The organism is Protaetiibacter larvae (assembly GCF_008365275.1).
GTDB classification, from domain to species: Bacteria; Actinomycetota; Actinomycetes; order Actinomycetales; family Microbacteriaceae; genus Homoserinibacter; species Homoserinibacter larvae.
Genome location: NZ_CP043504.1, coordinates 160533 through 172819 on the forward strand (window position 1 = coordinate 160533; position 12287 = coordinate 172819).

Sequence of the window (12287 nt, forward strand, 5' to 3'; positions counted from 1 at the left end):
CGTGAGCGCATGGCCGCTCTGATCGCGTGGGTGCAGCGCGTGGTCGCCTGGGTCATGCGTCTCAAGCCCGTGCGGGTGTTCCTCGACTACAGCGAGCACCGCGGTCCGCTGCTCGCGGCGGGGCTCTCGAATCAGGCGGTCTTCGCCGTGTTCGCGGCGCTCTGGGTGACGTTCTCGGTGTTCGGGATCGTGCTGGCCGGCAACACCGAGCTGCGCGAGGCGCTCTTCGAGCTCATCGCGACCGCCGTGCCGGGCCTCATCGACGTGGGCGAGGGCGGGGCGATCGATCCGGCCGACCTCGTCAACCCGAGCGTGCTGAGCTGGACGGGCGCCATCGCCCTGGTCGGCCTGTTCTTCACCGCGCTCGGCTGGCTGGCCTCCGCCCGCGACGCCATCCGGCTGCTCGGCGACCTGCCGGGACCGCGCACCAACTTCCTGCTGCTGAAGCTCAAGGACCTCGGCCTCGCGATCGGCTTCGGCGCGCTGCTCGTCGTCTCGGCGGCGCTGTCGGTGTTCGCGACCCAGGCGCTCGGCGGGGTGCTCGACTGGCTCGGCATCCGGGACGACACGGCGGCCACCGTGACGGCACGCGTGCTCTCGGTGCTCGTGATGTTCACCCTCGACGCGGTCGTGCTGGGCGGGCTGTACCGGATCCTCGCCGGGGTGCACATCCCGTTGCGGCAGCTCGCGGGCGGGGCGCTGCTCGGTGCGCTCGCGCTCGGCGTGCTGAAGATCCTCGGCACGGCACTGCTCGGCGGCGCCACCAACAACCCGCTGCTGGCCTCGTTCGCGGTCATCATCGGTCTGCTCATCTGGTTCACCCTGGTGTGCCAGGTGATCCTCATCGCCGCGAGCTGGGTGTTCGTGAGCATGGCGGACGCGGGTCTGCCGCTGGATGCGAAGCTCGCCAGCGAGCGCGCGGCGAAGGTGGCCGCCGAGCGCGAACGACTCCGCGAGGAGGTGCGGGCGGAGCTCTCCGCCGAGAAGAGGCCCGGCTTCTTCCGACGCCTGTTCGGCCGCCGCTCCGGCTAGCGTGTCGGCATGGACGACGCCGCCCTCTCGCCGCTCCGCGATCCGCTGCGCCGACCCCGCCGGCGCTGGCGCGACCGCACGGCGGTGCGCGTCTACACCGTCTACCTCGACCATCGCGGCCCCCTGCTGGCGGCGGGCATGTCGCAGCAGGCGGTCTTCGCGGTGTTCGCCGGCGTCTGGCTGGCGTTCTCGTCGTTCGAGCTGTTCGCCCCCCAGCACTCGGCGCTGCGGGAGGCCCTGCTGCGCCTCATCGACGCCCTCGTCCCCGGCCTCATCGACACGGGCGCCGGCGGCGCCATCGATCCGGGCGCGCTGGTCGGCACGGCGGTGCTCACCTGGACCGGCGCGATCGCCCTCGTGGGCCTCGTGATCACGGCGGTCGGCTGGTTGTCGTCGGCGCGGGATGCGGTGCTGCTGATCGCCGACCTCGACTCCCCCGACACCCACTTCGTGCTGCTGTGGATCAAGGACTTCGTGCTGGCGCTCGCGTTCAGCGTCCTGCTGCTCGCCTCCGCCGCGGCTTCGGCGTCGGCCAGCAGTGCGCTCGACGAGGCGCTCGACGCGCTCGGCATCCGCAGCACCCTCACCTCGACCATCGCGACGAGCCTGGTGTCGATCGTGCTGGTGTTCCTCATCGACACCGTGCTGTTGGCGACGCTGTTCCGGGTGCTCGCGGGAGCCCGGATCCCGCTCCGGTTCCTGGTCCCGGGCGCCGCGCGAGGCGCCCTGGTGCTCACGGTGCTGCAACTGGTGGGCGCGTTCCTGCTGGGCGGCACCCCCGACAACCCGCTGCTCGCCTCGTTCGCGGTGATCATCACCCTGCTCACCTGGTTCGCGCTCGTCTCGCAGGTGATCCTGCTGGCGGCCTGCTGGGTGTTCGTGGGCATGAAGGACGCCGGGGTGCCGCTGCGCGGCCGACGCATCGTGACCGAGACCGTCGACGAAGGAGAGGACGCGGACGGGCGTCCGACGTCCTGACTAGACTTCCGAGGGTGTCAGCCCCCCTCCGCATCGCCACGGTCAACGTCAACGGCGTGCGCGCCGCGTACCGCAAGGGCATGGGCGAGTGGCTGGCCCCGCGCGGCATCGACATCCTGGCGCTGCAGGAGGTGCGTGCCGAGACCGACGACCTGCGCGCGCTGCTGGGCGACGAGTGGGACATCCTGCACGACCCCGCCACCGCGAAGGGCCGCGCAGGTGTCGCGCTCGCGAGCCGCCGCAAGGCCGAGATCCACCGGGTGACCTTCGGGCCCGACGACTTCGACTCGGCGGGCCGCTGGCTCGAGGCCGACTACGACGTCGACGGCACGCTCGTCACGGTCGTCTCGACCTACGTCAACTCGGGCGAGGTCGACACCCCCAAGCAGGTCGAGAAGTACCGCTTCCTCGACGCGATGCTCGTGCACCTGCCGGCGCTCGCCGCGCACAACCCGCTCTCGCTCGTGGTCGGCGACCTCAACGTGGGGCATCGCACGCTCGACATCAAGAACTGGCGAGGCAACGTGAAGCGCGCCGGGTTCCTGCCCCAGGAGCGCGCCTACTTCGACCGCTTCGTCGGCGCGGAGGACGACCCCGACTACAATGCCGGCGCCGGACTCGGCTGGGTGGATGTCGGCCGCCGCTGGGCGGGCGAGGTGCCGGGCCCCTACACCTGGTGGTCGCAACGCGGCCAGGCCTTCGACACCGACACCGGGTGGCGCATCGACTACCACCTGGCCACCCCGGCGCTGGCCGCCACGGTGCAGAACTACACGATCGATCGGGCGGCCGCCTACGACGAGCGATGGTCGGACCACGCTCCCGTCGTCGTCGACTACCAGATCTGAAGGACCTCCCACATGACCAAGCCCCGTCTGTTCTCGGGCATGCAACCCTCCGCCGACTCGCTCCACGCGGGCAACTACATCGGCGCCCTCCTGCAGTGGAAGCAGCTGCAGCGCGACTACGACGCCGTGTTCAGCGTCGTCGACCTGCACGCGATCACCGTGCCTCAGGATCCCGCGACCCTGCGCGAGAAGACCCGCCGCACCGCCGCGCAGTACATCGCGGCCGGCATCGACCCCTCCGCCTCGACGCTCTACGTGCAGTCGCAGGTGCCCGCGCACGCGCAGCTCGCCTGGGTGCTCAACACCATCACGGGCTACGGCGAGGCGAGCCGGATGACGCAGTTCAAGGACAAGACCGCCAAGCAGGGTCTCGAGGCGGCGTCGGTGGGCCTGTTCACCTATCCCGTGCTGCAGGCGGCCGACATCCTGCTCTACGACGCCGAGATCGTGCCGGTGGGCGAAGACCAGCGGCAGCACATCGAGCTGACCCGCGACCTCGCCCAGCGCTTCAACTCGCGCTTCGGCGAGACCTTCGTGGTGCCGGAGGTGTCGATCCTGAAGGAGACGGCGAAGGTCTACGACCTGCAGAACCCGGGATCGAAGATGTCGAAGTCGGGTGACACCGAGAACGGCATCCTGTGGCTGCTGGATGAGCCGAACCGGCTCGTGAAGAAGATCAAGTCGGCGGTCACCGACAACGACGGCTCGATCCGCTACGACCCCGCCGAGAAGCCGGGCGTCTCGAACCTGCTGACCCTGCTGTCGGTGCTCGGCGGATCCACGATCCCCGCCCTCGAGGCGGAGTTCGCGGGCCGCGGCTACGGCGACCTCAAGGGCGCCGTCGCGGATGCCGTGGTGGCCGAGTTCGCACCCGTGCGGGAGCGTGCGCTCGAGCTGCTCGCCGATCCGGCCGAGCTCGACCGCGTGCTCACCGGCAACGCGGAGCGGGCCGACGCGATCGCCGAGGCGACGCTGCGCCGCGTGTACGACGCGGTCGGCTTCCTGCCCCGACGCTGATGCAGCCCGTCGTGCGGGTGGTGCTGTTCGACCTCGACGACACCCTCTTCGCCCACCGGGAGTCGGTGGAGGCCGGCATCCGTGCGCATCGTGCGGCGATCGGCGGTGCCCTCGCCGAGGCGGACGCCGCGGACGAGTTCGCGCGCTGGCACGCGCTCGAGGAGCACCACTACCACCGGTATCTGGCCGGCGAGCTCGACTTCCGGGGGCAGCGCCGCGAACGGGCGCGCGGATTCGTGGCGCCGTACGGCATCGAGCTCGACGACGAGGCGGCCCAGGCCTGGTTCGAGGGTTTCCTCGCGCAGTACGAACGCACCTGGGCGCTGCACGCGGATGTGCGCGACTGCCTCGCATCCCTCGCGCCGCGGCGGTTCGGCATCATCACGAACGGGGAGCTCGGCTTCCAGACGGCGAAGATCCGGGGGCTCGGGCTGGATGCGCTCATCCCCCTCGAGAACGTCGTCGCGAGCGGGGAGGTGGGGGCCGCGAAGCCGGATGCGCGCATCTTCCGGATCGCCGCGGAGCGGTTCGGCGTCGCCCCGGGCGAGGCCTGCTACGTGGGCGACCGGCTGCACACCGATGCGATCGGCGCCGCAGCCGCGGGCCTGCGCGGCGTGTGGCTCGACCGCCGGGGGACGGCGAGCCCGGAGCAGCTCGCCGAGGCGGCCGCCGCCGGCGTCCCGGTGATCCGGGCGCTGTCCGAGTTGCCGGCGCTGCTTGCGGGGCGGTGACCCCCGATGACGCCCGGGAATACCCCGGAATCGGCTGCGTTGTAGACTCCGAAGCAAGCAGCACGTGCTCCGGGGGCGGTGAAAACCCGCACCGGCGGTGATAGTCCGCGAACTCCGACCCGCAAGGGGCGGGGCCGATCCGGTGGAACTCCGGGACCGACGGTGATAGTCCGGATGGAAGGAAGCACGCGTCGGCGGAGCCGTTGGCGGCATCCGTCGGCGGGCGCCGATTCTCGTCGCGCATCCCCGGAACCGACCGGAGAGGATGCGGATGGCCGAGCAGACCGTCTACGACGCCGCGATGCGCCGCGCCCTCGAACTCGCCGCCCGCGGGCCGCTCACCGGCGGCAACCCGCAGGTCGGCTGCGTGCTGCTCGACGCGGGCGGCGCGGTGGTCGCCGAAGGCTGGCACCGCGGCGCCGGCACCGCGCACGCCGAGGTGGATGCGCTGAGCCGCCTCGAGGACGCGCGCGGGCTCACCGCGGTGGTCACTCTGGAGCCGTGCAACCACACCGGGCGCACGGGACCCTGCAGTGAGGCGCTCATCGCCGCCGGCGTCGCGCGTGTCGTGTACGCGGTCTCCGATCCGGGGCACGAGTCGGCCGGTGGCGCAGCACGCCTGCGCGAGGCGGGTGTCGAGGTGATCGGCGGTGTGCTCGCCGACGAGGTGCGCGCCTTCCTGCACGTCTGGCTCACCGCGGTGGCGCGGCACCGCCCCTGGGTGACCGTCAAGTGGGCGTCCACCCTCGACGGGCGTGCGGCGGCCGCCGACGGCACGAGCCAGTGGATCACCGGCACCGCAGCCCGCCAGCGCGTGCACGAGCAGCGCGCCGCATCCGACGCCATCCTCGTCGGCATCGGCACCGTGCTGGCCGACGACCCCGCCCTCACGGCGCGCGGCGACGGCGGGGAGCTGCTGGCGCATCAGCCGATCCCCGTCGTGGTGGGCGAGCGCGGCGTGCCCGCGACCGCGGCCGTGCGGGCGCACCCCGCCGGACTCATCGAGACCGGCAGCCGCGACCTCGAGGCGATCCTGCGCGAGCTCGACGCCCGCGGCATCCGCCGGGTGTATGTGGAGGGCGGGCCGACGCTCGCCTCCGCGCTCATCGCCGCGGGGCTCGCCGACGAGTACGCGGTCTACCTCGCGCCGGTGCTGCTGGGCGGGGACCGGCTCGCGGTGGGCGACCTCGGCATCCCCACGATCGCCGACGCCCGCCGCCTGCGCATCACGAGCATCGAGCAGCTCGGCGACGACCTGCTCGTCACGGCACGACCGATTCAAGGGAGCTGACATGTTCACCGGCATCATCGAGGAGCAAGGCGAGGTGCTCGCCTGGGAGCCCGTGGCGGATGCTGCGCGCATCACGGTGCGCGCGCCGCTTGCGGCATCCGACGCCCGGCACGGCGACTCGATCTCGGTCTCGGGCGTCTGCCTCACCGTCGTCGACCAGGGCCCCGACTGGTTCACCGCGGATGTCATGGGGATCTCGATCGAGGTCACCACCCTCGGCGAGCGCCGGGTGGGCGACCTCGTCAACATCGAGCGGGCCGCCGCCCTCGGCGACCGGCTCGGCGGCCACATCGTGCAGGGGCACGTCGACGGGACGACCGCGGTGCTGTCGATCGAGGACGGATCGGCGTGGCGCGTGGTGCGCTTCGCCCTGCCCGCGGAGCTCGCCCCGCTCGTGACCCGCAAGGGCTCGATCACGATCGACGGCACCTCGCTCACGGTGAGCGCGGTCTCGGATGCGGCGGAGCCCGAGCAGTGGTTCGAGGTGTCGCTCATCCCCGAGACCCTCACCGCCACGACCCTCGGCGCGCTGGCCCCGGGCTCCCGCGTGAACCTCGAGACCGACATCCTCGCCCGCCATGTGGAACGACTGCTGGCGGTACAGAAGGAAGGAGCGCTCCGATGAGCCTCGCCGACATCCCCACCGCCCTCAGCGCTCTGCGCGCCGGGCGCCCCATCATCGTGGCAGACGACGAAGGGCGCGAGAACGAAGGCGACGTCGTGCTCGCCGCCGAGACCGCGAGCCAGGAGTGGATCGCGTGGGCGGTCAAGCACTCCTCCGGCTTCATCTGCGCCCCGATGACCAACGAGATCGCCGACCGGCTCGAGCTGCCGCCCATGGTCGCCGAGAACCAGGACCCGCGCGGCACCGCCTACACGGTGTCCGTCGACGCGGCCGACCGCTACTCGACCGGCATCTCCGCCTCCGACCGGGCCCACACCCTCCGTGTGCTCGCCGACCCCGAGTCGACGCCGTCGAGCCTCAACCGGCCCGGCCACATCCTGCCGCTGCGCGCCATCGACGGCGGCGTGCGGGAGCGGGACGGCCACACCGAGGCCGCCGTCGACCTCATGAAACTCGCCGGGCTCACCCCGGTGGCGGCGATCTCCGAGATCGTCGACGAGGACGGCGAGATGATGCGACTGCCGAACCTCATCCGCTTCGGCGAGCGCGAGAACGTGCCGGTTATCACCATCGAGGCGCTCATCCGCTTCATGGAGGAGCGCCGCTGCGAGGCCGACCCGAAGGCCGAGGTCGTGGTGCCCGAGTGGCAGCGCGTGAGCTTCGAGGTGGAGACCAACGTGCCCACCCAGCACGGCTCGTTCCGGGTGCGCGCCTACCGCGACCGCTCGACGGGAGCCGACCACGTGGCCTGGATCTCGGGCGAGCCGAGCGACGGGGCGCTCGTGCGCGTGCACTCCGAGTGCCTCACCGGCGAAGCGTTCGGCTCGCTCAAGTGCGAGTGCGGCCCGCAGCTGCAGTCGGCGCTCGACACCATCCAGGCCGAGGGCGGCATCGTCATCTACCTGCGCGGGCAGGAGGGGCGCGGCATCGGCCTCATCAACAAGCTGCGCGCCTACCGGCTGCAGGAGGACGGATTCGACACGCTCGACGCGAACCTCGCGCTCGGGCTGCCGGCCGACGCCCGCGACTACGGGGCCGCCGTCGGGATCCTCAAGGATCTCGGCATCCGGCGGGTACGGTTGCTCTCGAACAACCCCGAGAAGGCCCGGCAGCTGACCGAGCGCGGCATCGAGGTGGACGAGCTGGTTCCGCTCGTCGTCGGCGTCGGCGAGTTCAACGAGGGCTACCTCGACGCGAAGCGCGATCGGATGGGGCACCAGCTGCCCACCCACCAGGCGCTTCTCGAGAGGCTCGCACCGACCACGGGAGGAAACGAATGAGCGGCGAGGGTCGCCCCACCGAGCTCGACCACGACGGCACGGGACTGCGGATCGCCGTGGTCTCCGGCACCTGGCACGAGACGATCACCGAGGGGCTGCTCGCGGGCGCGCTGCGCACCCTGGCGGCATCCGGGGCCGAGGTGGAGGTGTTCCGGGTGCCGGGCAGCTTCGAGCTCCCGGTCGTGGCGAAGGCCGCGCTCGAGGCGGGTGCGGACGGGGTGGTCGCGCTCGGCGTGATCATCCGCGGCGGCACCCCGCACTTCGAGTACGTGAGCTCGGCGGCGACCGACGGCCTCACCCGGGTGGCGCTCGACACCGGCAAGCCGGTCGGCTTCGGGCTGCTGACGCTCGACGACGAGGCGCAGGGCCTCGACCGCGCGGGTCTGCCCGGCTCGAAGGAGGACAAGGGCACCGAGGCCGCCGAGGCGGTGCTCGCCACCGCCGGGGTTCTCGCCCGCATCCGCCGCGGTCGCGCCTGACCCGTCCCTGAGCGCTCGCGAAGGCACGAGCCGCGTGCCAAGGTGAGAGCTATGAGCACCGTCGCCGCACCCGCGAACCCGCGCGCGCGGGTCGTCTTCGCGAGTCTCATCGGGACCACGATCGAGTTCTACGACTTCTACGTCTACGCGACCGCCGCCGTGCTGGTGTTCCCGCACCTGTTCTTCCCCGCCGGCGACGAGACGGCCGCCCTGCTGTCGTCGTTCGCCATCTTCGGCGCCGCGATGGTGGCCAGGCCCATCGGCGCGGTCTTCTTCGGGCACCTCGGAGATCGCCGCGGGCGCAAGGTGACGCTCGTGGGGGCGCTGCTCACCATGGGCATCGCCACCTTCTTGATCGGCGTGCTGCCCACCTATGCGCTCGTCGGCTGGCTCGCGCCGCTGCTGCTCGTGGTGCTGCGGCTCGCGCAGGGCTTCGCGCTGGGCGGCGAATGGTCGGGGGCGGCCCTCGTCGCCACCGAGAACGCGCCGGCCGGCAAGCGCGCCTGGTACGGCACCTTCCCGCAGCTGGGCGCGCCGATCGGGTTCATCATCGCCAACGGCCTGTTCCTCGTGATCGCGGCCGTGCTGCCCTCCGACGACCCCTCTCGCCCCTCGGACGCCTTCCTCGAGTGGGGCTGGCGGATCCCGTTCCTGTTCTCGGCGATCATGGTCGCGGTGGGGCTGTGGGTGCGGCTGCGGCTCGTCGAGTCGGCGGCGTTCACGAAGGCCGCCTCGGCCGGGCGCCTCGCCAAGGTGCCGCTCGCCACCGTCTTCCGCACGCACTGGAGGCAGCTGATCCTCGGCACCTTCTACATGCTCGCCACCTACGTGCTCTTCTACCTGATGACGACCTTCTCGCTCAGCTACGGGCGTGCCGCCGTCGACGCACCGGTCCCGGGGCTCGGCTACGACTACACGACGTTCGTGCTGCTGATGATCCTCGGGGTGGTGTTCTTCGGCGTCTTCACCCTCGTGTCCGGGCCGCTCGCGGACCGGTTCGGACGGCGTCCCACGCTCATCGTCGTGACGCTCGGGATCATCGCATTCGGCCTCGTCTGGGTTCCGCTGCTGGCGGCCGGCACGCTCGGGGTGGTGGCGTGGCTCATCCTGGGCTTCACCCTCATGGGCTTCACCTTCGGGCCGATGGGCGCGCTGCTGCCCGAGCTGTTCCCGACCGCGCTGCGGTACACCGGGTCGGGGATCTCGTACAACGTCTCGTCGATCCTCGGGGCGGCGTTCGCGCCGTTCATCGCGGTGTGGCTGTGGCAGTCCGGGGGCGGCAGCCCCTTCTGGGTGGGCGTCTACCTCTCGGTGATGGCGACCCTCACCCTCGTCGCGCTGCTCGTCGGCCGCGAGACGAAGGACGTCGCCCTCGACGACATCCCCGAGGCCCTCCCCTGAGGGGACGGCTAGTCGAGGAAGAGGGCGCGCAGGCGACGGGTCGTGAAGGAGAGGCCGCCCACCACGAGCACGAGGAAGTACACCACGTGCACGAGCATGAGCGGCGACAGGATGCCGGTCGTGAGCCCGCGCACGAGCTCCACCGCGTGCCACAAGGGGAGCGCCTGCACGAGCCACTGGATCGGCTCGGGGTACACCGTGATCGGGAAGAAGGTGGCCGAGAACAGGAACATCGGCAGCAGCACGAACGGGATCCACTCCATCTGCTGGAAGGAGCGGAAATAGCTCGTGATGCCCATCCCGACGGCCGCGAAGGCGAACGCGATGAGCATGACCGCAGGCACCGCGAGCAGCGCGGTCCACGCCAGGTTGAGACCCATGACCTGCATCACGATCTGGAACCCGACCCCGTACACCGCCCCCCGGAGCAGTGCGAGCAGGATCTCGCCGAGCGCCACATCGAGCGGCCCGAGACTCGTCGCAAGCATGCCCTCGTAGAGCTTGCCGAAGTTCATCTTGAAGAACACGTTCCACGTGGAGTCGTAGATCGCGCCGTTCATGGCCGACACCGCGAGCAGCGCGGGCGCGATGTAGGCGGCGTACGGGATGTGGTTGCCCGCGGCATCCGTCACCGTGCCGATGAACCCGCCGAGACCCACGCCGAGCGAGAGCAGGTAGAAGATCGGCTCGACGAAGCCCGAGATCACGACCACCCAGTTGCTCGACCGGGTGGCCTGCAACCCGCGCACCACGACCGCTGTCGCGTTGCCCGCGTACAGGGATCGCACGCTTCCGCGGCGAAGCGCCCGCTCCTCGGTGACCGCGCTCATGCGTCGAGCCTCCGCGTCGCGATCCGCACCGCGAGCAGCCACCCGGCCACCGCGAGCAGCACGAGATACCCGACATGCACCGCCACGAGCCAGCCGGGCCGCTCCGCGCCGTAGGAGACCACCCGGCCCAGCTCCGAGGCGTGCCACAGGGGTGAGAGCCAGCCGATCCACTGCAGGAACCACGGCAACTGCGCGAGGGGGAAGATGGTGCCGCTGAACAGCGTGAGCGGCAGCACGATCACCCGCTGCACGACCGCGAACTGACCGCGGTCCTCGCGCAGGGTCGCGCTGTAGGCGAGCAACGGGGTGCCGAAGGCGAGGCCGCCCAGGGTCGCGATGAGCACCGTGAGCGCCGCAGCCGGCGACGGCGACGCCCCGAAGGCCGCCATGATCGCGAAGTAGACGACGGAGGCGGTGAGCATCCGCAGTCCCACGAACAGCACGACGCCGTCTATGATCTGCCGCGCCGACAGCGGCGCCGCGTTCATGCCGATGTAGGTGGGGTTCCACTTGAACCCCTGCATGACCGGGTACGTGAACTCGCCGGACGCGATCGTCACGGCTGCCGTGACGATGAGCGCCGGCGCCACGAACACGAGGTAGGACACGCCGTCGACGCCGGCGGGCCCCGCGTTCGCGGTGACGAGCACCCCGAGGCCGACGCCGAAGGCGAACAGGTAGAGCACGGGGGTGCCGATCGCCGAGGCGATGTTGACGCCGAGGTAGCGCCGCCACACCCGGATCTGGTGCTCGGCCGCGTACCACGCGCCGAAGCGCCGCACCCGGGCGGCCGCGCGCCGGGCCTCCTCGGCGAGTTCGAGCGGTTCGAGCGTCGTCATTCGATCAACGACCGTCCGGTGAGCCGCAGGAACACGTCTTCGAGGCTCGAACGCCGCACGAGGCTCGTGAGCGGCTGCAGCCCCCGCGCGACCACCTCGACGAGTGCCGCCTCGCCGTCCTGCGCGTACACGAGGATGCGGTCGGGCAGCACCTCGAGCCGCTCCCCGACGCCGGTGAGCCGCTCGGCCGCACCCGCGTTCTGCTCCGATCCGAACCGCACCTCGAGCACCTCGCGCGTCGAGTACTCGCGGATGAGCGCGGCGGGGCTACCCTCCGCCATGATCCGGCCGTGGTCGACGACGACGAGGCGGTCGCACAACTGCTCGGCCTCATCCATGTAGTGCGTCGTGAGCAGGAGCGTGGTGCCCTGCTCCTTGAGGCGGAACAGGCGGTCCCACAGGATGTGCCGGGCTTGCGGGTCGAGGCCCGTGGTCGGCTCGTCGAGCAGCAGGATGCGCGGCTCGTTGATGAGGGCGCGCGCGATCGTGAGACGGCGCTTCATGCCGCCGGAGAGCTCGTCGACCTTCGCGTCGCGGCGGTCGGCGAGCTGGGCGAACTCGAGCAGCTCGTCGGCGCGCTCGGCGACGAGTCGGCGCGGCATGCCGAAGTAGCGTCCGTAGGCGAGCAGGTTCTCGCGCACCCGCAGCTCGTTGTCGAGGTTGTCGGCCTGCGGCACGACCCCGAGGCGCGAGCGGATCTCGGGGCCGTAGTCGTTCGGGTCGAGCCCGAGCACCCGCAGTTCGCCCGCCGTACGCGTGGAGACGGCGCCGACCATCCGCATGGTGGTCGACTTGCCGGCGCCATTGGGCCCGAGCAGCCCGAACGACTCCCCCGCCGCCACCTCGAACGAGACGCCGTCGACCGCCGCGAACTCTCCGTACCGCTTCACGAGTCCCGTCGCGCTGATCACTGCCACGAGATCCGAGCCTATGCGT

General features: G+C 71.4%; 13 protein-coding genes and 1 riboswitch. Of the genes, 10 read left to right on the forward strand and 3 right to left on the reverse strand.

What is annotated here, in order from left to right:
• The first annotated feature begins 9 nt into the window (after nucleotides 1-9).
• The 10 genes from FLP23_RS00695 (at nucleotide 10) to FLP23_RS00740 (ending at nucleotide 9682) form a co-directional block, all read left to right on the forward strand.
• Nucleotides 10-1032: a YihY/virulence factor BrkB family protein gene (locus FLP23_RS00695; protein WP_149324105.1), complete on the forward strand. Its 1023-nt coding sequence runs from the start codon at nucleotides 10-12 to the stop codon at nucleotides 1030-1032.
• 9 nt (nucleotides 1033-1041) lie between these two features.
• The gene (locus tag FLP23_RS00700) at nucleotides 1042-2010 is read left to right on the forward strand and encodes a YihY/virulence factor BrkB family protein (RefSeq protein ID WP_149324106.1); all 969 of its coding nucleotides are present in this window, start codon (nucleotides 1042-1044) and stop codon (nucleotides 2008-2010) included.
• Between the two features lie 14 nt (nucleotides 2011-2024).
• Nucleotides 2025-2858 (forward strand): exodeoxyribonuclease III, encoded by an 834-nt coding sequence (locus FLP23_RS00705; RefSeq protein ID WP_149324107.1) that lies wholly within the window; start codon nucleotides 2025-2027, stop codon nucleotides 2856-2858.
• A gap of 12 nt (nucleotides 2859-2870) precedes the next feature.
• Nucleotides 2871-3875, forward strand: a complete 1005-nt coding sequence (gene trpS / locus FLP23_RS00710; RefSeq protein ID WP_149324108.1) for a tryptophan--tRNA ligase — start codon at nucleotides 2871-2873, stop codon at nucleotides 3873-3875.
• Entirely contained in the window at nucleotides 3875-4606 is a 732-nt protein-coding gene (locus FLP23_RS00715) for an HAD family hydrolase (protein WP_149324109.1), read from the forward strand. Before trpS ends, FLP23_RS00715 begins: the two co-directional genes overlap by 1 nt.
• Before the next feature lie 62 nt (nucleotides 4607-4668).
• Nucleotides 4669-4796: riboswitch (FMN riboswitch) on the forward strand.
• An 81-nt stretch (nucleotides 4797-4877) separates the two neighbouring features.
• Complete coding sequence (ribD, locus tag FLP23_RS00720) at nucleotides 4878-5897, forward strand: bifunctional diaminohydroxyphosphoribosylaminopyrimidine deaminase/5-amino-6-(5-phosphoribosylamino)uracil reductase RibD (protein WP_246140004.1); 1020 nt, start codon at nucleotides 4878-4880, stop codon at nucleotides 5895-5897.
• Nucleotide 5898: 1 nt separating this feature from the next.
• On the forward strand, nucleotides 5899-6522 hold the full coding sequence (locus FLP23_RS00725; RefSeq protein WP_149324110.1) for a riboflavin synthase: 624 nt from the start codon (nucleotides 5899-5901) through the stop codon (nucleotides 6520-6522).
• Nucleotides 6519-7802, forward strand: coding sequence for a 3,4-dihydroxy-2-butanone-4-phosphate synthase (gene ribB / locus FLP23_RS00730; protein ID WP_149324111.1), 1284 nt, complete (start codon nucleotides 6519-6521; stop codon nucleotides 7800-7802). The genes FLP23_RS00725 and ribB overlap by 4 nt, the downstream gene beginning before the upstream one ends.
• Complete coding sequence (ribH, locus tag FLP23_RS00735; RefSeq protein ID WP_149324112.1) at nucleotides 7799-8281, forward strand: 6,7-dimethyl-8-ribityllumazine synthase; 483 nt, start codon at nucleotides 7799-7801, stop codon at nucleotides 8279-8281. The genes ribB and ribH overlap by 4 nt, the downstream gene beginning before the upstream one ends.
• Nucleotides 8282-8332: 51 nt before the next feature.
• Complete coding sequence (locus FLP23_RS00740) at nucleotides 8333-9682, forward strand: MFS transporter (protein WP_149324113.1); 1350 nt, start codon at nucleotides 8333-8335, stop codon at nucleotides 9680-9682.
• Nucleotides 9683-9690: 8 nt separating this feature from the next.
• Here FLP23_RS00740 and FLP23_RS00745 read toward each other — a convergent pair whose 3' ends face one another.
• From FLP23_RS00745 to FLP23_RS00755, 3 genes are read right to left on the reverse strand one after another with little or no spacing between them, the layout of a single operon-like run.
• Nucleotides 9691-10512: an ABC transporter permease gene (locus FLP23_RS00745; RefSeq protein ID WP_149324114.1), complete on the reverse strand. Its 822-nt coding sequence runs from the start codon at nucleotides 10510-10512 to the stop codon at nucleotides 9691-9693.
• The gene (locus FLP23_RS00750; protein ID WP_149324115.1) at nucleotides 10509-11351 is read right to left on the reverse strand and encodes an ABC transporter permease; all 843 of its coding nucleotides are present in this window, start codon (nucleotides 11349-11351) and stop codon (nucleotides 10509-10511) included. Before FLP23_RS00750 ends, FLP23_RS00745 begins: the two co-directional genes overlap by 4 nt.
• The gene (locus FLP23_RS00755) at nucleotides 11348-12268 is read right to left on the reverse strand and encodes an ABC transporter ATP-binding protein (protein ID WP_246140005.1); all 921 of its coding nucleotides are present in this window, start codon (nucleotides 12266-12268) and stop codon (nucleotides 11348-11350) included. The genes FLP23_RS00750 and FLP23_RS00755 overlap by 4 nt, the downstream gene beginning before the upstream one ends.
• Between the last annotated feature and the right edge of the window lie 19 nt (nucleotides 12269-12287).

What these genes read in the sequence shown, in the direction of transcription:
- ribH (WP_149324112.1), top strand. Translation starts at nt 7,799, where the DNA reads ATGAGCGGCGAGGGTCGCCCCACCGAGCTCGACCACGACGGCACGGGA.
- FLP23_RS00725 (WP_149324110.1), top strand. Translation starts at nt 5,899, where the DNA reads ATGTTCACCGGCATCATCGAGGAGCAAGGCGAGGTGCTCGCCTGGGAG.
- FLP23_RS00695 (WP_149324105.1), top strand. Translation starts at nt 10, where the DNA reads ATGGCCGCTCTGATCGCGTGGGTGCAGCGCGTGGTCGCCTGGGTCATG.
- FLP23_RS00745 (WP_149324114.1), bottom strand. Translation starts at nt 10,512, where the DNA reads ATGAGCGCGGTCACCGAGGAGCGGGCGCTTCGCCGCGGAAGCGTGCGA.
- FLP23_RS00700 (WP_149324106.1), top strand. Translation starts at nt 1,042, where the DNA reads ATGGACGACGCCGCCCTCTCGCCGCTCCGCGATCCGCTGCGCCGACCC.
- ribD (WP_246140004.1), top strand. Translation starts at nt 4,878, where the DNA reads ATGGCCGAGCAGACCGTCTACGACGCCGCGATGCGCCGCGCCCTCGAA.
- FLP23_RS00750 (WP_149324115.1), bottom strand. Translation starts at nt 11,351, where the DNA reads ATGACGACGCTCGAACCGCTCGAACTCGCCGAGGAGGCCCGGCGCGCG.
- FLP23_RS00740 (WP_149324113.1), top strand. Translation starts at nt 8,333, where the DNA reads ATGAGCACCGTCGCCGCACCCGCGAACCCGCGCGCGCGGGTCGTCTTC.
- ribB (WP_149324111.1), top strand. Translation starts at nt 6,519, where the DNA reads ATGAGCCTCGCCGACATCCCCACCGCCCTCAGCGCTCTGCGCGCCGGG.
- FLP23_RS00715 (WP_149324109.1), top strand. Translation starts at nt 3,875, where the DNA reads ATGCAGCCCGTCGTGCGGGTGGTGCTGTTCGACCTCGACGACACCCTC.
- trpS (WP_149324108.1), top strand. Translation starts at nt 2,871, where the DNA reads ATGACCAAGCCCCGTCTGTTCTCGGGCATGCAACCCTCCGCCGACTCG.